21 protein-coding genes are annotated in these 20762 nt (G+C 52.4%); 7 read left to right on the forward strand and 14 right to left on the reverse strand.

From position 1 onward, the window contains the following. Positions 1–74: 74 nt before the first annotated feature. From ACZ5FK_RS12765 to ACZ5FK_RS12795, 7 genes are all read right to left on the reverse strand, one after another. Positions 75–560 carry a GNAT family N-acetyltransferase gene (locus tag ACZ5FK_RS12765; protein WP_464805266.1) on the reverse strand — a complete coding sequence of 162 codons (486 nt, stop codon included), beginning with the start codon at positions 558–560 and terminating at the stop codon, positions 75–77. A gap of 120 nt (positions 561–680) precedes the next feature. Further along, positions 681–1616: a hypothetical protein gene (locus ACZ5FK_RS12770; protein ID WP_464805267.1), complete on the reverse strand. Its 936-nt coding sequence runs from the start codon at positions 1614–1616 to the stop codon at positions 681–683. Next, complete coding sequence (locus tag ACZ5FK_RS12775) at positions 1609–2127, reverse strand: sigma-70 family RNA polymerase sigma factor (RefSeq protein ID WP_464805268.1); 519 nt, start codon at positions 2125–2127, stop codon at positions 1609–1611. Before ACZ5FK_RS12775 ends, ACZ5FK_RS12770 begins: the two co-directional genes overlap by 8 nt. Positions 2128–2462: 335 nt before the next feature. Then, the gene (locus ACZ5FK_RS12780; RefSeq protein WP_464805269.1) at positions 2463–2624 is read right to left on the reverse strand and encodes a hypothetical protein; all 162 of its coding nucleotides are present in this window, start codon (positions 2622–2624) and stop codon (positions 2463–2465) included. Positions 2625–2628: 4 nt separating this feature from the next. Beyond that, positions 2629–3855: a Ger(x)C family spore germination protein gene (locus ACZ5FK_RS12785; RefSeq protein WP_464805270.1), complete on the reverse strand. Its 1227-nt coding sequence runs from the start codon at positions 3853–3855 to the stop codon at positions 2629–2631. Beyond that, positions 3845–4939, reverse strand: a complete 1095-nt coding sequence (locus ACZ5FK_RS12790; RefSeq protein WP_464805271.1) for a GerAB/ArcD/ProY family transporter — start codon at positions 4937–4939, stop codon at positions 3845–3847. Before ACZ5FK_RS12790 ends, ACZ5FK_RS12785 begins: the two co-directional genes overlap by 11 nt. Beyond that, entirely contained in the window at positions 4932–6446 is a 1515-nt protein-coding gene (locus ACZ5FK_RS12795; RefSeq protein ID WP_464805272.1) for a spore germination protein, read from the reverse strand. Before ACZ5FK_RS12795 ends, ACZ5FK_RS12790 begins: the two co-directional genes overlap by 8 nt. 233 nt (positions 6447–6679) lie before the next feature. On the opposite strand from ACZ5FK_RS12795, the gene ACZ5FK_RS12800 reads away from it, so the two are divergent. Both ACZ5FK_RS12800 and ACZ5FK_RS12805 read left to right on the forward strand, forming a co-directional pair. Then, positions 6680–7312 (forward strand): hypothetical protein, encoded by a 633-nt coding sequence (locus tag ACZ5FK_RS12800; protein WP_464805273.1) that lies wholly within the window; start codon positions 6680–6682, stop codon positions 7310–7312. A gap of 5 nt (positions 7313–7317) precedes the next feature. Next, the gene (locus tag ACZ5FK_RS12805) at positions 7318–8832 is read left to right on the forward strand and encodes a hypothetical protein (RefSeq protein ID WP_464805274.1); all 1515 of its coding nucleotides are present in this window, start codon (positions 7318–7320) and stop codon (positions 8830–8832) included. 60 nt (positions 8833–8892) lie between these two features. Here the strand turns inward: ACZ5FK_RS12805 and ACZ5FK_RS12810 are convergent, their stop codons facing one another. Both ACZ5FK_RS12810 and ACZ5FK_RS12815 read right to left on the reverse strand, forming a co-directional pair. Then, complete coding sequence (locus tag ACZ5FK_RS12810; protein WP_464805275.1) at positions 8893–9237, reverse strand: c-type cytochrome; 345 nt, start codon at positions 9235–9237, stop codon at positions 8893–8895. A 90-nt stretch (positions 9238–9327) separates the two neighbouring features. Continuing rightward, the gene (locus tag ACZ5FK_RS12815) at positions 9328–10230 is read right to left on the reverse strand and encodes a polysaccharide deacetylase family protein (protein ID WP_464805276.1); all 903 of its coding nucleotides are present in this window, start codon (positions 10228–10230) and stop codon (positions 9328–9330) included. Positions 10231–10414: 184 nt separating this feature from the next. Between ACZ5FK_RS12815 and ACZ5FK_RS12820 the strand changes: the two genes are divergently transcribed. The 3 genes from ACZ5FK_RS12820 (at position 10415) to ACZ5FK_RS12830 (ending at position 12390) form a co-directional block, all read left to right on the forward strand. Next, entirely contained in the window at positions 10415–11437 is a 1023-nt protein-coding gene (locus ACZ5FK_RS12820; protein ID WP_464805277.1) for a glycine-rich domain-containing protein, read from the forward strand. A 55-nt stretch (positions 11438–11492) separates the two neighbouring features. Then, positions 11493–11867, forward strand: a complete 375-nt coding sequence (locus ACZ5FK_RS12825) for a YbgA family protein (protein WP_464805278.1) — start codon at positions 11493–11495, stop codon at positions 11865–11867. A 244-nt stretch (positions 11868–12111) separates the two neighbouring features. Then, on the forward strand, positions 12112–12390 hold the full coding sequence (locus ACZ5FK_RS12830) for a hypothetical protein (RefSeq protein ID WP_464805279.1): 279 nt from the start codon (positions 12112–12114) through the stop codon (positions 12388–12390). A 48-nt stretch (positions 12391–12438) separates the two neighbouring features. Here ACZ5FK_RS12830 and phnE (ACZ5FK_RS12835) read toward each other — a convergent pair whose 3' ends face one another. The 4 genes from phnE (ACZ5FK_RS12835) to ACZ5FK_RS12850 all read right to left on the reverse strand — a co-directional run bounded on the left by phnE (ACZ5FK_RS12835) (position 12439) and on the right by ACZ5FK_RS12850 (position 15942). Next, a complete protein-coding gene (gene phnE, locus ACZ5FK_RS12835; RefSeq protein WP_464805280.1) occupies positions 12439–13245 on the reverse strand; it encodes a phosphonate ABC transporter, permease protein PhnE in 807 nt (268 codons plus the stop codon). Positions 13246–13256: 11 nt separating this feature from the next. Further along, a complete protein-coding gene (phnE, locus tag ACZ5FK_RS12840) occupies positions 13257–14066 on the reverse strand; it encodes a phosphonate ABC transporter, permease protein PhnE (protein WP_464807435.1) in 810 nt (269 codons plus the stop codon). Between the two features lie 2 nt (positions 14067–14068). Beyond that, entirely contained in the window at positions 14069–14830 is a 762-nt protein-coding gene (gene phnC / locus ACZ5FK_RS12845) for a phosphonate ABC transporter ATP-binding protein (RefSeq protein WP_464805281.1), read from the reverse strand. 68 nt (positions 14831–14898) lie between these two features. After that, positions 14899–15942: a PhnD/SsuA/transferrin family substrate-binding protein gene (locus tag ACZ5FK_RS12850; RefSeq protein WP_464805282.1), complete on the reverse strand. Its 1044-nt coding sequence runs from the start codon at positions 15940–15942 to the stop codon at positions 14899–14901. A 128-nt stretch (positions 15943–16070) separates the two neighbouring features. Between ACZ5FK_RS12850 and ACZ5FK_RS12855 the strand changes: the two genes are divergently transcribed. Continuing rightward, complete coding sequence (locus ACZ5FK_RS12855) at positions 16071–17609, forward strand: bifunctional metallophosphatase/5'-nucleotidase (RefSeq protein ID WP_464805283.1); 1539 nt, start codon at positions 16071–16073, stop codon at positions 17607–17609. A gap of 131 nt (positions 17610–17740) precedes the next feature. Here the strand turns inward: ACZ5FK_RS12855 and gltS are convergent, their stop codons facing one another. Beyond that, a complete protein-coding gene (gltS, locus tag ACZ5FK_RS12860; protein ID WP_464805284.1) occupies positions 17741–18928 on the reverse strand; it encodes a sodium/glutamate symporter in 1188 nt (395 codons plus the stop codon). A gap of 260 nt (positions 18929–19188) precedes the next feature. Between gltS and ACZ5FK_RS12865 the strand changes: the two genes are divergently transcribed. Beyond that, a complete protein-coding gene (locus ACZ5FK_RS12865) occupies positions 19189–20694 on the forward strand; it encodes an S-layer homology domain-containing protein (RefSeq protein ID WP_464805285.1) in 1506 nt (501 codons plus the stop codon). Positions 20695–20762 lie beyond the last annotated feature (68 nt).

A 20762-nucleotide genomic window follows, 5' to 3' on the forward strand; every position in this document is an offset into this window, starting at 1 on the left:
ATTAACATGTAAGAAGACACGTGAAATGCCGATCAACTTGCTGAGTTGATCGGCATTTTAGCGTGACTTTCCACCTATTCCTGCTCTAGCTCCTTCACATACCACCGATCCATCGTCGAATGTTCCGACCCGTCAAGCGGACGTTCGAACCGCTGGAAACCAAGTTTGGCATACAGGTGATTCGCAGTTGCCAGTTTGTCCATTGTCTCCAAATAACAGTGCGTGTAATGCTTCCCGGCAAAAGCAATAGCCGTCTCCATCAGCTTCTTCGAATGGCCCTTGCCTTGCGCCCCTGGTTCAATGTACAGTTTCTGCAGTTCACAAACCCCATCCGTAGAGCCGAACCGGGCGATCCCTACGCCTCCCCTGACGTTATCCGCTTCATCCACCAACACCCAATACTTTGCGTTCGGTTCATTTTCGTAGTACTCGGCGAGATGCCCGAGCTGCGAGTCGAAATACGCCGTCCCGGGGATATCCAGCCCGTACGATTCCAGCGATTCTTTGATGATCCGTTCCATGGCCGCATTGTCTTTCGTTTTGATTTCACGTATGTGCATGATATAGACCTCCTGCATGGGTACCTCCATTATAGCCGTTCCGCGAGACGGATGCCCATGAGAAAAGCAGCCCTCCCGATGACGGAACCGTCACTAAGAGGGCTGCTTCTTTTGCTGTTCTTATTCGGGATTCTCCTGCACTTCCTCCCAACCCGGCACGTCCATGAACAGGTCTTCCCCTTGGGCCCGGCTGACCGGATACGACAGCGGATCGTAGGTGATTCGGATATACGTATACGGTTCAGCCTCTTGTGCGGTGCCTGAAATGAAAGTGGTCACGATAGGTTCCAGCTCCCCGAGCGTCATCTGCCGGATGGCTGCTTCGTCTGCGGGTGCGGGAACGCCGGTGATCCGGCCATCTTCCGTGGACGTCACGTATACGTCGAGGGTAAGAAAACCGGAAGTATGCGGCGGCGCGGTGATGTGCTTCTTGTCCATGAATGCCGTGATCTCCCTCTCATGCTCCTGCATGAACGCATCCATGACTTCCCGGCGAGACACCATTGTCTCCGGCGGGTGGGCGTCCAGCCAGTCGCGGGCAGCGGTATCCCGTAGGGTGTACTTGTAGAGATGCTGGAAATAGTCTTCGAACGTATAGCCGAAGTTTTCGAGCTGTGTCTTTTGTACATTCTCCAGTTCACCGTCTGCATATCCGCTGTAATATTCCTGTTCCTGCTGCGCGGACTGTTTCTCAATCGCGGGCAGATCCTCCTGGTAGCCGGCTGCTTTAGCAAAATCGATGAGGGAATCCGTGAGTAAGATTTGCTGTAAAGCTTTGTACTCCGGCTGCCCGTACTCCCCCTGATGATTCAGCAGGATCAGTTCGTACAGGTTTTCATCCACGGCATAGGCGCTGCTCAGCCCGGCCGGTTCCTCCCGCAGCAACGCGAAGGACAAGAACAGCACCGCGGCAAGGACAATGGCGCCGGCTGCAAAGGGGAGAGGGCTCCTTCTCTTCGGTTTGCGCGGTCCCGCGAGCAGCCGCTGCTTCAAGTCTTCCTGATGCAGCTTCATGTCACCGGCTAACGCATCCAGGCTTCGTTTCACTTCATTCATTCGAGAGCACCTCCCAGTTTTGCGCGGGCAGCTGTTCTTTCAGCAATTCCCGCGCTTTCCGCATCCGTGTCTTGACCGTGTTTTCAGATAGGACGAGGAACCCGGCGATTTCCCGCATATTGAGTTCCTCGTAATAATACAGCAGGATGATTTCCCTGTATTTCAGCGGCAGCCTGAGGACCGCCATGGCGATTTCCGTCCGCTCTTCATTCAATAGGAGAGAGTCGCGCGCCTCGTGACTTGCCTCTATATCGTCTTGACGGAATAGCAAGTTGCGGAACGACCAGCTGCGCAAATGATCCCGGCACCGGTTGACCGTCATCTTCGTCAAGTACGCCCGCAGTTTTCCCTGCTCCGTGTAGTTCGTCTGTTCGTAGAAGGACAGGAGCACATCCTGCACAAGATCCTTCGCCGTTTCATGGTTCCGTACATAGAAATAGGCCATCTTCAGCAAATGCTCCCCGTACTCATCGACTATCCAATCAAAATCATCCGTCCCCAGCGTCCTCACCTTCTTTCTACTACTTTAACGAAACGAGCGAGGGAATAGTTTTGCAGGAGAAAATAAATTCATGTCGAAATAGGGGAGTACGTAATTCGTAAACTTATCATCGAAATGAGGTGTCATCATTTTCTTCTCAAGTCATTTTCAACTGACCGCCGCGCTCACCAACCTCCTCGCGTGGGGCCGTGTTCGGAGCCATCCTCGGCCTCTTCCTGAGACGCAAGAGGGTACGTCCGAAGAAATCGATACGAATTTGTAAAATGAAAAGAAGCGATACGTCCTGGAAACGGCCGTATCGCCTCTTTTGTTTAGACAAATTTGCGGGCAGGGCTTCCTGCATGTTATGAAAAAAACAAGTGCCAGCCAGTAAGGCCGAGGATGCAGGCCGCAATGAAAAAGATGGACAGGCTCGCCGGCTTTTTGCCGGATCCCCAGACCTTGCCGCCGTAGCGGATTGTATAATAGGCGACATACAGGAATAGCGCGCATAGAGGCAACGGCATGCCCTCACTCCTTCTGTTGTACGTTCGGCGGCTGCAGCTGGCTTCCGAAACTTTCGATTGTTAGATCGAGTTCTACGTGGATGTCCGCTTGCTTGTACTTTTCCTGCCAGTCATACTCCTCAAAAGCGTCCATCGTCCAGAATTCGCGGCGGGCCTGCTGGAACCAGACGAAAGGTTCCGCTCCGTATTCCTCTTGTGTCTTCTGGACGAGTTCCATGATCTTCTCATGCAGCTCCTGCTGGATCTCGTTGATGATGAGCTGCTGTTTTTCCTTGGTTTTCGCGTAATTGATCAGGCTCGGGGTGGACAAGACCTGAACAGTGATCGGCACAGTGACCCGGACTTCTGGGTTTTCCTGATCGACAGTCACCTTCACGCTCGTCTTCTTTTGTTTCAGCAGCCTGACAGAAATCTTCATGTCCCTTTCAGTCGGATCGGTGAAAGAGTCGACATAATGGTTGGCAATGCTTTTCTTCCTCAATAACAAAACATGGCGGGTTTCCTCCCCGGATAAGACGCCAACCATTTTTCCATTCTTAAAAACGGCCGATCCGATTATTTGCGCGGGATCACCGGATGTTTGAGGGACTTGGCCCGCTTTGTAGTCGTCCGTTGTTTTCCGGAGTTCAGGATCCTTTTCGGTCGTTGCATAGATAATGAGGAACAGGGAATCTTCCGTCCGCTGGAAATAACGGTTCAGGTCGGACAAAGGTACAAATCCGGTCCCTTTCCAGCGGTCCCGCATGAAGGAATAGTATTTATGCGGCCGCGTTTCCAGTTCGGAATGGTTGGTGTGGATGAACTCGCTTGCCTTCTCTTTGCTGACGATCAGCATCATCTTCCGCCGGATCTCCGGATCACGGACGGAAGAGGCGATGATATGGTTGAAATAATCGCTTCTTGCTAATTCTTCGCCAATGATGATCGTCTGCAGCTGGGAAAGGTCGATTTCCCTGGAGACAATGCTGTTTGCCAGTTCTTTCGCCGATATGATGTCAGTTGCCGTGATCGTCAGAATATCGCTCGGCGGCTCACTTTGAGCGACAGACTCTTTCGTTGAGCCGACTTGCGGATTTTCAATCTGGAACGTGACATCGACCATATGCTCATCTTCACTCTTGTCCAGGCCGAGTACGACGGCATAGCCCCGTTCCTCCAGCTCCACTTTATCCCAGCAGCCGCAGAGCAGGAAAAGAGACGGAAGCAGAACAATCAGCCATTTAGTCCGCATCCGCCCTCTTGCCCCCTTTCAGGCGATCTACGCCCCATAAAACGAACGGCAACAGAAACAGGATCACGGAACTTGTTTGAATCAGCAGATCCCGGAGCGCATTGCCGACAAAGATATTCGGGGAGATCAGCCCGCTTAGAACGGTAAGTCCCGCGAGCGGCAACACCAGCGGTTCAAACTCTGTCAGCTTCAGCATCTTTGAAAGGAAATAAGCGGATAGATACAAGTAGATTGAGAAATGGATGGCCGAAGCTACCGTCCAAATTGCCAGGTACACAGATTCGAGATGGCCGATTGTTCCGAGAGTGGCCATCCGGGTTAATTGCTGAAACGGGTAGGCGATATCTTCTGCTGCCGGATAGTCGAAAACGGCAATATAGATCGCCATGAAAAGAGAGAGGGTGACAGCCGAAACGGCCCAGCCGGCAAGTGCGCCGGTCCGGAAATCCTTATACGTCCGGATGAACGGGTAGAAAGCCAGAAGCAAGATGCTTTCTCCATAGATGGAACTATGGGTTGCTCCTTCTAGTAAGAGAGTGAAGAATCCCGGTCCCGCAATCGGGAAAATCCGTTCAAACGACAGGTCATCCGTTATGAAGAAAACCAAAAGGCATGTCGTGAGTACATAGAGCGGGCCAAGCAGCCAAGCGGTCCGTCCGATTGTTTCCAAGCCGCGGACCGCAATATAGAAACAGGCGCCAATGAGCATCACATAAATATAGGCGACAGGCGTCTTCGGATAGAACATCGTATTAAAAATGTCCGTGTAATTGCGGCTGTTGAACACCAAAGCACTAAAGATGATGAGGAATAAAACCAGCACTAGGAATGTGCCGGTCCACTTTCCCATAATTGAAAAGACCAGTTCCACAAGTCCGGCATCGTGTTTCTTAGACAGACGCAGCAAGACGAGAAATGGGATCAGCATGACCGACAGTGCGACGAAAGGAATGATCCACGCCGCGTTTTTCCCAAGTGTGATGAGCAGATCGGGTGTCGTGTTCATCAACTGGATCATATACAGAAAGACGAAAATGGCTGCAAATTCCCGCTTTCGGATCGTGCCATTATTTGTTTTAATCATCACGGTGCCCTACTTTCGAAGAATCCACCTTCTTCTCATAGCGGCTGCTTGAGAAAAACGGAAGAAGTGACTGTTTCCAGACCGGCTGCCGGAATAGCACGCCTTTCTGCGCACGGAAATAGGGAGCGGCCGGCGATAAGAACGGCACATTGAACGACTTCAAGGACACCATATAGGCGAGCGTGCAGGCGACGGCAAGGAAGATGCCGAAAAACCCCATGAAATTTGCGACGAAAATGAAAAAGAACCGCAAAATCCGGATCATGAAGTTTAATGACATATCTTGAATGACAAAAGAAGACAAGCCTGTAAGTGCCACGACGATGACAATGATCGGGCTCACAACATTCGCCTGAACCGCAGCCTGGCCTAGAATCAGGGCCCCGACAATCCCGATGGTCGGCCCGATTACAGAGGGGATCCGGATGCCGGCCTCCCGCAAGATTTCGAACGTGAGCTCGAGCAGGATGATTTCCCATAAGACAGGGATCGGCACGATTTCCCGCGTAGCCGCGATGGCGAATAAAAGATCAGGCGGCAGCATTTCGACGTGGAACGTACTGACCGCAAGATAAATGGCCGGAAGAAAGATGGCGATGAATATGGAGAGCAGGCTGACGAGTCTTGTGAAATTCACGTTGGCCCATCGCAAATAGGGGTCTTCTGCCGTATGAAACAAAGACCAGAACGTGATCGGGACGACCAGCGCGTACGGCGAATTATCCATCAGCAGAATGATATGGCCGCCCAGCAGGAAAGAAGTGGCGCGGTCCGGCCGCTCCGTCATTAACGTGGAAGGCACGAGCGAATATGTCCTGCTTTCAATGAATTGCTCAAGGATGGATAAGTTCTGGACGACGTCCGTCTTGATATCCTGCACTTTCTGCTTGACCTCGTGAATCAGCTCATCAGCTGCAACGCCTTTGATATACATCATGCAAACCTCGTTCTTGAATACATCGCCTACCGTCAGCGATTCGCAAAGCAGCCGGCTGTCCTTGATATGCCGGCGAAGCAAGGATTGATTGACCGACATGGACTCGATGAAAGCCTCTTTCGGTCCGCGGACGACGTTCTCGACGGTCGGCTCAGTGACAGCGCGTTTCTCAAAGCCGGCCGTATCCGTCGTAATGGCAACTTTCTCACCGTCCAGGAGGATCAACGAATTTCCGTTCAATAAACCCGAAACAGCTTCCTGAAGGGAGTTGATCTGCCGGGCAGCTGTCGTCAGCAGGATACTGTCCGCGAGCATCGACACGGCGTTTCCGCCCGCAGGCTCATCCGCCAGCTGTTTAAAGGGCTTGATCACGTGGTTTTCAATCGTCGTCGCATCGACTGCCCCTTCCAGATAGAAAACGATTCCTTTTTTGCTCCCGTGCCGCGTGGCCAGTTCACGCGTCTTCAGCGACTGGTTGGTCGGGTACGAAAAAGCGTCATAGATGAGCTGGCGATTATAGTGAAGGTCCTCCGTGAAGGAAAGATCCTTTTTGATTTGATGATCCTGCAACCGGTTGTCCCCCTTCCATATGGGAAGCAGTTTCTTCTAGTTGTTGCCAAAAAGTAAGAGGTTTATTCAGCGGCAGTGGAAGGTATTGGATAGGATACATCTAGAATTAACTGAATGTCGAATCATGGGTCAAAATCGCAACTTTTGACACGAATGTTGATGAAATCTAGAATGGTAGTAGGACTTTTGCTAGAGAACTAGGGAGGTCAATCTGAAAAAGGAGGAGAAACAGAATGGAAATAACGAAAACAAAGTCGCTGCTTGCAGGGGGTATGCTGGCGACGGCCATCATGCTCGCAGGGTGCTCGGATGACGGGGATAAGGCGGACAACAATGATGCAGGCAAGACGGAACAACCGGCGCAGACAGAGGAGCAGCACGTTGTCGTCCATGGGGACATCATCAATTCACATCTTGTCGAGGACGCGGTCTGTGTCGTGAACAGCCGGTTTGAACAAGGGGACCGGCTCGTCTTCCGGGCAAGTGTCAACGACGCGGATACCGGGAAACTGATCGAGGACGCGAACGTCAAAGTGAAGCTGCAGACGGGCGACGAGTTCGAGATGGAACTGATTCCGCACGGCGAGGAAGGCACGCTGCTGTACTCCTATGCATGGACGATTCCGGACGATTATCCGACAGGCACACTCGACTATGAATATGTTGCAGAAGTGGGCGGCAAAGACTATACGTATAAGCCATTTGACGTCTCGCTCTCCAAATTGACGATTGTGGAGCCCGGCCAGAAAGATATGACAGCGGCCGCTGCGGGTGCGGAGGCAGAGGAGAAGCAGGAAAAGGCAAAGGATGAGGCCGAAAAGGATCAAGCCGAAAAGGAAAAAGCTGCAGAGGATGAAGGGAAGTAATCATTTTGAAAAAAATACTGACATCGCTCGCGTTGGTGCTGGTGCTAATCATGGGCGCTTGCTCTGCGGACTCTGATTCTGCAAAGACCGATGACACGGCTGTCGGGAAAACGGATGCCGCGGATACGGGGGCGAAAAAGGAAAAAGAAAAAGAAGTGGCGCTGACCGGCAAGTTGAAGCTGGATCAGGCGAAGGGGCGGATCGGTGACGAGGTTACGATCTCAGCCGAGTCCCTGACGCCTGGCGAGCCGCTGAAAGTGGTCTGGTCGGATATGGCCGGCAGCTTTGCGATTGAAGAGAACTATGCGTTCATCGGTTCCACGTATGAACCGGCGGACAAAGAGCTGGCGGAAGGCAAAGCGGATGCGGACGGTAAGTGGGAAGGCAAGATCACGATCCCCCGCGGATTCGGCGATGACCATGATGTATCCATCTATCAGGACGACAAGGTGGTCGCGAAAGCCAACTTCTTCGTCGAGACCGTGTTCACGCTGGAAAACGACTCGGGACCGATCGGCTCTGACATCATTGTAAAAGGTGAAGGGCTGAGCTGGAAGATGTACGGAAGCCTGTGGCACCTGAATTATGACAACAAGTATTCAGGCATGATCACGGGCATTTCCACAAACGGAGATGCAACGGCGGTCATCCGGGCGGCCGGCAAAAAAGGAGACCACACGATCACGATCGAAAGTGGTTCTTCGGGCAAGCCGTACATGAACCGCAGCGACTCATCCATCAACTATATCAGCACCCAGCATTTCACGTTCACGGTGACGGACGACCAGCCGGAAGTCCCGCTAGCGTACGTGGAAGATGCACCTGAGCCGGCAGCGGGCGGCATCAAGATGCCGGACCTTGAGAATAAGGACGGCGTCACCATTTCGCTTGATAAGGAAAGCGGCATCGTCGGAGAGGACATCGTGCTTTCGGGCAGCGGCCTTCCGGCGAATGAAGACATCACCCTCGACTGGCATACGATGACCGGCGACCGGGTTTCGTCCGCAGGGTACGACGAGAAAGTCATTCCTCTCGGGGACCAAGCGGTGAAGACGGATGATAACGGTGAATTTACGTACGAGTTCAAAGTGCCTGAAGATCTCGGCGGCCTGCCGCATCTGATCGATGTCAAAGCGAAGGACAGCGTATACGGACAGGCCTACTTCCGGATCCTGCCATCCATCGTATCCGTCACGCCATCTTCAGGGCCTGTCGGAACCCCGTTCATGGTCGAGATCCAAGGCTCGGGATGGACGGAATTCGACAACGCCATGGCGATCACCTATGACAATGCGAGCATCGGCTATGTGTGCGCTTTCCATAACCAAGGGACTGTCATGCTGCCGCTCGTCGCTTCCGGGGAACCCGGCTATCATCTGATCGACATCGTGCCGTCCATCTACAAAGGACAGCAGATCCAGCCGGACATCTATCTGAATCCGCAGCTGACATACCGCACAGATCATCCGGGAACTGGAATTCCTGCCTTGCGGATGATGTTTGAAGTGACGGAAGACTAATATGAAAAGGGTGCCTGAGGACCGTCATGCGGTCTTCTCAGGCACCCTTTTTTCAATATGTCATTTCAGCGTCAATAAGTACGCAGCGACTTCCTCTTCATGCCCAGCGGCAGTAGCAGGCGGCATTGCTTTGCGCCCTTTTTTCAGAACCTCGATGATCTCGTCTTTGGAGAGCGTGAGATTATGCAGATCCGGCCCCATGTCCCCGGACAGATCGGCGCCATGGCACGTGATGCAGCTGGTTTTCGCGATCTTTTCCCCTTGCTCCACTGACGCTTGATTGTCCGTGTCCACTTCGGTTTCAGGTTCCGGCTGCTTTGTTGAGGTCTCTTCATCCTGGCTGCAGGCGGCAAGCCCGGCGGATAAGCAGACAGCCCCCAGCAAGTAAGCGAATCGTTTCTTCATATCCATCCCTCCCATGCGTATGTATAGGACTTCTTTCATTGTAAACGTAGATACAGGCTTTGGAAAGTGAACCCTCTTCAAGCAAAGGGGTCACCCGTTGATGGAATGGCACCGGCCGTTGCAAGGGAATGTCACGGGCGCTTGCTCATTCGTGAGCACTTTGGTCTGATAGCCATGCTTTTGTATGTACGAGAGCAGCTCGGGCAGATACTCGATCGTCTGCGGCTTGTCATGCAGCAGGACGACCGGCGAAATGCCCGCACTCATGAATCGGTCGATGGCCTGCTCTGTCAATGCAACATAGCGCCTGTCCTGCAGTTCCCAGTCGCGGCTGTCGATGTTCCAGTCCCAAATCTTGAAATCATGTCCGTCCAGCCTGTCCCGCATCTCCTCGGTCAGGTAAGGGATGCTCCCGTACGGCAGGCGGATAAGATTGGAATGCACGCCCGTCACGTTCTCAAGGATGCTCTGATCCTCTGCCATCTCGCTTGCGGGAGCATCAGGATTGCTGTAGATCTTCCCGGCCGCATGGGTGATCCCGTGGAGTCCGAGACCGTGTCCCGCATCACGCATGCGTATCACGGATTGCGGATGGGCTTTCATGTTCGGCCCTAACATGAAGAACGTCGCTTTCATATGATAGCTGTCCAACAGATCCAGCAGTTCCTCTGCCACATTCGATGGGCCGTCGTCGAATGTCAGATAGATGACATGGTGTTCCCGGTCGATTGCGTTTTGCCTCGCGACTGCTTCTTTTCGTGCCGTTTCTTTGGCGGCCCTCTCGTCTTTCACCTTTGCCTGCCAGAATGGCGATTTCTCGGCTTTTGTGTAAGGGGTGATTGTAAAGGACAAGGGTTCGAGTGTGATGCTGTGGATTTCGGCTTTCGCTTCGTTTTTCGCTTGGACTGCCAAGGACTCGACTGTAAATACAATTGCTGCTAGTAATAGGATTGCAATCACTATTTTTCCGTTGCGGCTGACTTTCCGTTTCATAGGTGTCTCCATCTCCGTTGCATGATTGATATAGTCTATTATTATAGCATGGATTCCTTACTTTTTTCAGATGGATGACTGGAGTAACAGCTTGCCTGGCGTCATTAATGCCTATTGAAAATAATGGAACGTATCGGTAGAGTGAGGATATAGATGGACATTCTCACGAAAAGGGGCTGAGGGTTTGGATTTCATTCACAAGGCGGGGCAGGCGGCGTCTGAGCTATGGGAACAGCTCGTCGCTATCAGTCCGCCTATCATCTGTTTCGTGGTGTTCTGTATTATCATGAGCGTCTATTTCAAGGTGAAAGACCGGAAACTACTTTATTCAAAAAAGCTGAGGCCGCCTTCCTGGGCAGGTCCGGAGACGCGCCAGCTGTTCAAGCAGTTCAATGATGCCTGGTCGATTGAAATCGAGAGGACTGTCAATGAACGGCTGATGAAGAAGGACCGCAAGCTGACGAGGTCCGAAATCCGCGAGAGCTGGTATGAACTGAAGAAATATCTGCTGTTGGCGAGTTTTTCGAAGGGGCTGCCGATGTTCTCGAAGAAGATCGATACGGTCTGGCACTGCTTCCTCGAGGAGCCGCAGCTCTATGAGGAGTTTTGCAGCCGGTTCATCGGCGAACGGATCGAGCACCATCCCCACGAGTCGCCGCGGCATCTTCCGCGGGAGCGGGCATGGTTCGATATCCTCTATCTGTCCTTCTTCCCGATCAGCGCCTATTCGGCATTATGGGGCACATTCCTAGGGGAGAAGAAAGAGCATGCGAACTGGCTGCGTGAATTCATGGAGAATCCGGCCGGAGTTTTGGCGGAACATCGCAGAGAGAGGCGCGGAGCACCGGCAGTCTCCGTCCTGGAAGATTTCCTGGCGTTCGCGGGTTCGCAATTCCGGCAAGGCCGTACGGAGCGTGTGCAGCAGGCGGACGGCTACTGGTATGGGCCGGTCATCTTCGGACTCGCAGCGTATCACGTCCTTGATCCGGCGGAAGAATTGAAAAAGCAGCATCAGCCGACCGGCACAGATGGCACGATTTCCGGCTATGCCGATGCAGGCCGCCACGAAAAAGAATGGAATGACGTAACGACAGACGTGAACACGTTCCATGCCGGCACGGACGGCGCGCCTTCCTCGGGCGGCGACTCCGGAAGCAGCTGCAGCTCTTGCAGTTCATGCAGCTCCTGCAGCGGATGCTCTTCGTAAGACAACAGGGCCGCCATTGTTGACAGGAGGCGGTCTTTTAGGTGAGGTGATGCAGATGACAGACCAGCGAGAGGCGGAACGGTTGTGGAGCCGGGAGAAATACCGCGTCATGGCCCACAGCCAGCAGCATTACAATACAATCCGGCAAGCCATGAAAGAAGCCCCGTCCATCCGGCGTGTACAAGAGCTCATCGACGAAGCGGCCGCCGTGGAACCGACGAAAGGTTCGGTGATCAATGCGTTCCAGCATATGTGGGGCTACTTCAAAAAACGGGCGACCGAGGCAGAAAAGACGGAGTACCGGCGGCTGTGCGAAGAATTTGAAGAGGGGGCAGCCGGCGCCATGCAGCTCTGGGACTACATCCGGCAGCTCGCCGCCGGGTATGAGGTGGAGTATCTGCTGAATAGCACGATTTTAGAAGAGGAGTAAAGCTCTGCTGGCCTGGCCTGGCGATTTTATGCTGAGAATTGCATCTTTCGAGACTGTCCTTGCCAAGCCGTGTACCCTTTCACATCACACGGCAAATTCACACCCGAATCCCGAAGAACCTGGCACCTTCCACAAATTCATTCTTGATTTCATCGTCAAATGCTTTAAAATTAACTTTTGTAGTGATGATTGCAGATGACAATTGGGCAAACATAAAGAAAAAGGATGATAGTGGAGGCTATGTATGAATTATAGAATCATTAACAAAGCGGTATTTGAACAAGCGCAGTTGAGATCGGTGTCCGATGTGGAATTTACGGAGGAAGAGCTTCAAAACGGTATGAAGCTGGCGGTGTCGAAGGATGATCCGGCCCTCGAATTATACTTGGTTATCATGGACGGCCAGAAGAAATTCGAAGTTCGCTGGGATGATTCAAGCGAACTGTTCACCGGCTGGTATTCCGCATGGGAAAACTTCACGTGGTGCATGAACGTGGTCAATGGCAACACAGGCAATGAATGATATAGGAAAGGAGAACAGCGCCCAACAGACGCTGTTCTCCTTTTTTAATTACCCGCGGACAATTTTATTGCGGATTTTATTCGATAGGAATTCGACGATCAGGATCAAGACCATGAGGCCGATCAAGATGGAGCCGACTTCGGACCATTTGTAGCCGTTCATGGCGAAGATCAATGGTGCCCCGATGCCGCCCGCGCCGACCAGGCCGAGAATGGCTGCGTCGCGCAGGTTCATGTCGTACCGGTAGATGGCGACCGACAGGAACATGGCGGACAATTGAGGGATGATGCCGTAGCGAATCTTCTCGAACGTCGTGCAGCCGATGGACTCGAGCGATTCGAGGATGTTGACCTCAAGATCCTCGATGATGTCGACGAAGAGCTTGGACAGCATCCCGATGGACGTCAGCGCCATTGTCAGCACGCCGGCGAATGGTCCAGGGCCCGTCACCCGGATGAACATCAAGCCGTAGACGATCGCGGGAATCGTCCGCACGAAGATCAGGAACAGGCGGATGAGGAAAGCGACCGGTTTCGGCACGATATTCGAGGCCGACAGGAATGCGAGCGGAATCGCAAGGATGGCGCCGACAATCGTTCCGAGAAAAGCGATCGCCATCGTTTCAAGCAAGAGATACGGCACGCCGTTCGTATTGAACGTGAACAATAGATCGGTGTTCGGTGTCACGATTCCGTGCAAGATGTTTTTCGCGATGGCGAGACCGTTGCTTGTGAAGTTCGACAAGTCGACGGCGGATAGGGACCACATGAGAAAGACTAGCAGGATAACAGCGGTGATCACATGTTGGACAGTGCGTTTGGGTTCATTCAATAAATGCTTCTCGATACTATTCATTGTGACCACCTTTATAATAATTTCTTTCTGAAGTATTCACTGATCGTCTCAATGATGAAGACGGTGACGGCGAGCAGCAGCAGGATCATGCCGACGTTCGCGTAGTTGCGCCAGCCGAGGCTTTCATTGAGCAATAGTCCGATTCCGCCCGCGCCTACGTATCCGAGGATGGCGGCGTACCGCACATTTCCTTCGAATGCGAAGATGGCGTTTGACAGGTAGTTCGGCAAGATCTGCGGCATGACCGCGAAACGGAAGGCCGAGAAGGTCGAGTGGCCCATCGACTGCATCGCTTCGAACGCTTTCAGGTCAGCGTTTTCGATCTGCTCATACAGCAGCTTGCCGACATAGGCGACTGTGAAGATGAAGATCGCGACCGTCCCCGCCATCGTGCCGATTCCGAAGATGAACGTCGCAATCAGCGCCGCGACCAGCGTAGGCAAGGTCCGCAGAATGCTCAGGATGAATTTCATCACGGCGACGACCGCCTGGTTCTTGATCATATTGGATGATGCATAATAGGCGAGTGGCAGTGCGAGCACGGAACCGAGCACGGAGCCGAGCAGGGACATCTTGATCGTGTCGAAAAGCGGCTGCCAGAGCTTGTGCAGGTAATCCCAGTTCGGCGGGATCATGCCGGCAATGATATCCCAGAACTTCTTGATCTTTCTCGGGTTGGTCAGCACTTGCAGATCAAAACCCGTGATCTGAACCGAATAGTAAAAGGCGATAAGAAGGAGCACGATGACGATCGGAGCCTTCGAGCGCTTGACAGAAACCGTTTTCCCGTTCGGCAAGGTGATGGATTTCGCTTTGAGGATGCTCACTTGCCGTTCAGCTCCTCTTCCAGCTTCCCGTTGTAGATATGATCCAGGATCTCGTCCGTCACTTCGCTTGCCGGACCGTCGTAGACGATTTCACCGCTCCGGATGCCGACGACCCGCGTCGCATACTCAAGCGCGAGATCGACGTGGTGGATGTTGATGATGACGGTCATGTTCATGTCCTTGTTGATCCGCTGGAAGTCGGTCATGACTTGTTTCGCAGTGATCGGGTCAAGGGACGCGACAGGTTCATCGGCGAGGATGATGCTCGGTTTTTGGGCGAGCGTCCGCGCGAGGGCGACCCGCTGCTGCTGGCCGCCGGAAAGCTGGTCGACGCGGATGAAGGCTTTATCCAAAATATTCACACGGTCGAGTGCTTCGAGCGCCTCGATTTTTTGCTGTTTTGTATACAAACCAAGGACCTTCCGCCATGCTGGCATATCGGGGACAAACGAGACAAGGACATTTTTGAGGGAGGAGATGCGATTCACGAGGTTGAATGATTGGAAGATCATCCCGATTCCCCGGCGCAATTTCCGGATTTCTCTGCCTCTCAGCGTGGACACTTCGACATCATTGACCGTAAGGGATCCGCTTGAGATGTCGTGCATCCGGTTGACGCAGCGCAAAAGGGTGGATTTCCCGGCTCCCGACAGCCCGATCACCGCCACATACTCCCCTTGTTCGATCGTTAAGTTGATATCGTTTAACGCGACATAGCCATTGTCGTATTGTTTTTGGACGTTCTCGAACTTGATCATTCCGTTTTCACTACCTTTGCTTAAAAAAAGGGAACACACAAGATGTTCCCCTCTTTATGTCTTTGTATTTAGTTAGAACCGATTTGCTGAACGAGCTCTTGCGCTTTGCGTTCGTTGTCATAGTCGGAGTCTTTTGCTTCCTGGTACCCGTCATGGCTATAGATGGCGATGACTTCTTTGCCTTCTTCGCTGTTGCCGATGTTGATGAATGCTTTCTGGAGTGCCGCTTTCAGATCATCTGTCATAATATCGGATTCTTTGCTCACGCTGACAGTGTCATTATAAATTGCAGGCATGACGCCAAGCACATCAGTGTCCGCCCAGATATCGCTCGAGCGTCCGAATTCGGAAGTCCACTTATCCGCGAAATCGATCCGTGCGTCCGCATATGTCACAAGTACGTCTGTCTGGCCTGCAGCAAGGCGGGCAAAGGCACTTCCGTACGAGTCGGCCTGAACGACTTTGGAAAGATCCGTGATTGTCTTGCCGTAGTTTTCATCTAGCCATAGGGCTGGATAGATATAACCTGCTGGAGAGGATGAGGACATCACATTCCAGCTTACATTGTCGAGGTCTTCGAATGTTAGTTCTTCACCGTTGTTCACTTTGTCAGCAAGCGCCCGGCCTTTTTCAGAAGGGCCCGCAATCAAAAGCGCGCGGTACGAGCTTGTTTGCTGATCCGATTTCTCGGTCGGCTTGTTTTTATTCCACTCAGCCGGGTCTTCGGAGTCGAGGCTCAAACCGGCACGAGTCGCAGTCAAAATGACTTCCGCACCGTCATCATAGAGGACATACGTACCGCCGGGGATCAAACCGATATCCGTTGTGCCAGCAGATAGGGCTTCACCGACAGCTTCATAGTTCGTTCCGACTGTGATGTCGACTTTGTTCACATCATATCCTTGCTCCGCAAGTTGATCTTTTAACATCTCTTTCAGTGGCTCTGTTGCAGTGATGATTTCTTCAGGGTCACGAGATGGGACAAAAGCGATGGAAAGTTTGTCAATTGTCTTATCGTCGCCATTGCTGCTGGATTGCTTGTCATCCGACCCGCATGCTGCAAGTGAAAAGGCCATGACAAGGACGAGCAGTAACATAACTATTTTCTTCATATGATATACCTCCTGTGATTTGCACTAGACTAGTATAAAATACATTGATAAAATTGCAAAGTAAATATTTTGTTAAAGTGTATTTTAAAAATACTAAAATATTATGAAAAAAAGTATCGAGGTGCGTTATGAAAACGATTTCTGTATTGGCGACGAGCGATATCCATGGATATATCATGCCGACTGATTTTTCCGGAGAGGGCGATCTGCCGCTCGGATTAGGAAAGCTGGCGACTGTCATTGAAGCGGAACGGAACCGGAATCCGGTCCTTTTGATCGAAAATGGGGATTTCATCCAAGGAAGCCCTTTAACCTATTTTGAGCAAAGCATCATGAAGGAAGAAGAGAATGCGGTCATCCGGACGGCGAATGCACTGGACTACGATTTGGCGGTATTCGGGAACCATGAATTCAACTTCGGCCTGAAGGTTTTAAATCAAGTGGTGGAGCAATCCAATCATCCGTGGCTGGCGGCGAACATTAAACGGGAGGACGGATCGTACTACACGAAACCTTGGATTCTGAAGGAAATTGCAGGCGCCGTTATCGCTATTGTTGGCGTAACGACTCAATTCATACCAGTATGGGAAGCGCCGGAACATATTGAGGGACTGATGTTCGAAGACGCGTTTGTAGCAGCGAAACGGGAAGTGGAGTGGCTCCGGGCCAATCATGAGATCGATGTCATGATCATCGCGTATCACGGCGGGTTCGAAAACGACCTGGAAACAGGAACGGCCCTTGAGACGACAGGAGAGAATGTCGGATACCAGATCTGTAAAGACATCGAAGGCGTCGACGCGGTCATTACAGGCCACCAGCACCGCGAAATCGCCCAGCATCTGTTCGGCAAAGCGGTTGTCCAGCCGGGGACGAAAGGCGTCTGCGTCGGAAAAATCGAGTTGAAGCTAGACGGAAATAACAAGCTGGTGAATGCCGAACCATCCCTCATCTACGTGGAAGACGCGCCGCTCAACGACACGATCCAGGAGTTGATCGCGCCGGTCTATACAGAGACGGAGAAATGGCTCGATCAGAGCATCGGAAAGATTGAAGGGGACATGATTATCAGAAGTCCGTTTGAAGCAAGGCTGCACGGGCACCCTTATGTCGACTTCATTAACCGCGTCCAGAACGAAGTCGGCGGCACGGCCATCTCCTGCATGGCGATCTTCAACGACGTGTGCCGCGGGTTCCAGCCGGACGTGACGATGCGCGATATTGTGACGAACTATATTTTCCCGAACACCTTGAAAGTGCTTGAGGTGAAGGGCGAGTACATCATCAGCGCACTGGAACAATCGGCGACGTATTTTACGTTGAAGGATGGAATTCCGGCCGTATCTGATGCGTTCCTGAAGCCGAAAGCCACGCCATTCAACTACGACCTATGGAGCGGCATCGAGTATACGGTCGATCTCCGCAAGCCGGAAGGCAGCCGCGTCACGAGTGTGCTCTACGAGGGCAGCCCGCTGGATCCGGATGCAACGTACGAAGTCGTCATGAACAATTACCGGGCGACCGGGGCAGGCAACTTCGATTACTTCCGCGATTGCCCGGTCGTTAAAGACATCCAGACGGACATGACAGAACTGATCGCCAATTATTTCGTGAAGCATGGCATAGTCGAAGCAAGGCCGATGGGCAATATGAAGATTGTCTATTGAGGGATGAAAAGAGGAAGGCCGTGCCTAATGTGGCAAGGGCCTTCTTTTTTTGAGAGAAAGAAAAGATTCGCCCGGACCACTTGGTCAATAAAACAACCCATCCCGCACGAGGATGGGTTGTTCCAGTTTTATTAAGGCGCAAACATATTGATGGTCGTGATGATGATCGGCGCGCTGAAGATGACATCCATCAGGAAGGCACCGACGATCGGGACGACGAGGAAGGCGGTGCGGGACGGCCCGAATTTATTGACAGTCGCTCCCATATTCGCCATCGCGTTCGGCGTGGCGCCGAGGCCGTGGCCGAGGAAGCCGGCGATCATGACGGCCGCATCATAGTCTTTGCCAAGCGCACGGAACATGATGAACACGGCGAAGCCGACGATGAAGACGACCTGGATGAGGATGATGCCGATGAGCGGAAGCGCAAGACCTGCCAGCTCCCACAGTTTGATGCTCATGAGAGCCATCGACAGGAAGATCGCGAGCGATACGTCGCCGATCAGGTTGATCTCCTTCATGTTGACAGTGCCCGGCAAGAACCGGTCCACGATGTTACGGATGATCACTGCGACGAACATGGCACCGATGTATGCCGGCAGCACAAAGCCGGTCGCGTCGGTGAACAGGTCGCCGAGCAGGGTTCCGCCTGCCATCGACAGCGTGATCATCGTCACTTGCACCATGAACGAGTACTGGTTGATCGGCTTTTCATCCTGTTCCACATATTCTTCCACCGTGCCTTCTTTCGGCTTCAGGTTATATTTACCGATCAAATGCCGGGCGATCGGACCGCCGGACAGGCTGCCGCAGATCAAACCGAGAGTGGCTGCTGCCATCCCGATCGTCACAGCTGACGTGATGCCGAGCTCCTCGATCGTCTGCCCGTATGCAGCTGCACCACCGTGCCCGCCGCTCATCGACACCGCACCGCTCATAACGCCAAGCAGCGGATCGATATGGAACAGTTTCGCGAGGGAGACACCGATGACGTTTTGCATGAAAACGGTTACGCCGCAGAGCAGCAAATAGATGATCAGGAGTTTACCGCCAAGCTTGATGAGCTTGAAACTGGCTCCAAGGCCGACTGTCGTGAAGAAAGCGATCATGAATATGGATTGCAGCGAGGTATCCAATGAAATTTCCACAATGCCGGTCGTTTTCAGGATCAGCGCGAGTATCGCAAACAGCAAGCCGCCGACGACCGGCGCCGGGATAAGGAACCTGTCGAGAATTCCGATCCGGCTGACAAGCGCGGTGCCGAGCAAGTACAAGGCCGCCGCTAGAAATAAGGTTGTTATCTGGTTGAGTTCCATCATGCAGTTTCACCTATCCTTTACACAAAAAGGACGCCTGTGCGCTTTGCATGCACATGTCCCATCTTATGAATGTACCAAAATAACGGATGACTTGAAACCGTTTGGCGCTTGCTGGCTATATATAAATGTCTTGTTAATTCTCGTGAAATATAAATAATTCATCTGTGGTTTTTTTATTCTCTTTGAAACTTTTTCAGGAATCCGCCGTCTGTACGGTGCTAACAGGATACATACATAGACAGCGGAAGGGATGATTATTGATGAAGAAGAAACTACTAACAGCCTTTGGTGCACTTGCGCTCGCCTGCAGTCTGCCTCTCTCAGGCCTCGCGAAAGAGCAGCCGTTTTCCGATGTGCCGCCATCGAAGCATTTTGCGGAGGCGGTAAACGAGCTGGCTGCACGGCATGTGATCGGCGGATATCCGGACGGCACGTTCAAGCCGGGGAACCCGATTACGCGCGGCCAGGCGGCGGCCATCATCGCAAAAATGACGGGTCTGGATTTGTCGGAGGTGAAAGATCCGCAATTCAAGGACGTGACCACCGATAATGGCTACTACAAAGCGATTGGCGCACTTGCGGAAGCGAATATCATCGGCGGATATCAGGATGGAAGGTACGGGCCGAATGATCCGATCACGCGCGGGCAGTTGGCTTCGATTCTTGTGAAAGCGTTCGATTTGCCGCGCTATTCTTCCTATGACATGAAAAATCCGTTCAAGGATGTCATCGAACATCAGTCACATGGCCCGAACATCATGATCCTCTACCGTCTCGGCATCACGACGGGGACAACGCCGGACCGGTTCGGCATCAACCAGCCCGTGACGCGGGGGCAGGCTGCAAAACTGCTGAAAGCGACAGAGGAACTGAAGCCCGCGATGGTGTCGCTGGACGCGGATGAATTGGGGGTGGAACGAATCCACAATGTAAGGTGGAGAACAGGCGAGGACGTATATGAACCGATTGTAGTGAACGGCAAGACGGGTTACTACTCCGATAGATTGCAGCTCGTTTTGCTGAAAGAAGGAACCGGGATGTTGAATATATCGGTGCACAAGGCGGCGTATCCATACGAAGGGGAGTTGAAAAAGTATCTGGTACATGTCCAAAAAGTGAATGGCACGTTGACAGCGACGCTGGAAAAGACGGAAGCTCTGGTGCCGACGGAAGCGCCGCTGGAGGTAAGTGCTGATGAAACGGTACAGCATGTCAAACTTACAACGACAGACGGTACACCTGTAAACGAAAACACCCCGTGGAAGAAGTGTGAGCTGACCTCGCAGCGCGTGTGTGTGATGATCGACCAGCTGGGCAGCTATCTCGCGCAAGTAAAATTCGCGGACGGCAAGGAAGTCCGCTTTTCCATCGAGGCGACAAAACCGAAAGAAGCACAATTCCAATATGACATCAAAACATTGAGAGAGCAGCAGTCACTTGTCTTTGACACGAAAACACTTTTCTCATTGAACGATTACTATGACAAGGAAGCGGCTCAAAAGATTGGAAAGCATACGATTCTAACGGAGAACGCAGGCGACATCGCGGACATTACTAGAGATCCCGGCACGAATGTGTTTCGTGTCACACCGAAGAAAGTCGGAACAGTGAAAGTCGATTTTGAAAACGAAGTGTACTGGCGGGATGGCCAGCCGGGTGATGCAATTACGGGGTATACGACGGGCATGGAAATCAAAGTGGAAGAACTGAATGGGCTCATCCGCGTTTCTGCGCGACCTGTCTTTACGGTCAATTCGGACATGTAAAGGTGAATAGATACGGAAGTGAGCAGGTAAATAAACAAGGACACCCATCGGCTCTGAATGGGTGTCCT

It is taken from the genome of Sporosarcina sp. GTC18466 (assembly GCF_055389225.1).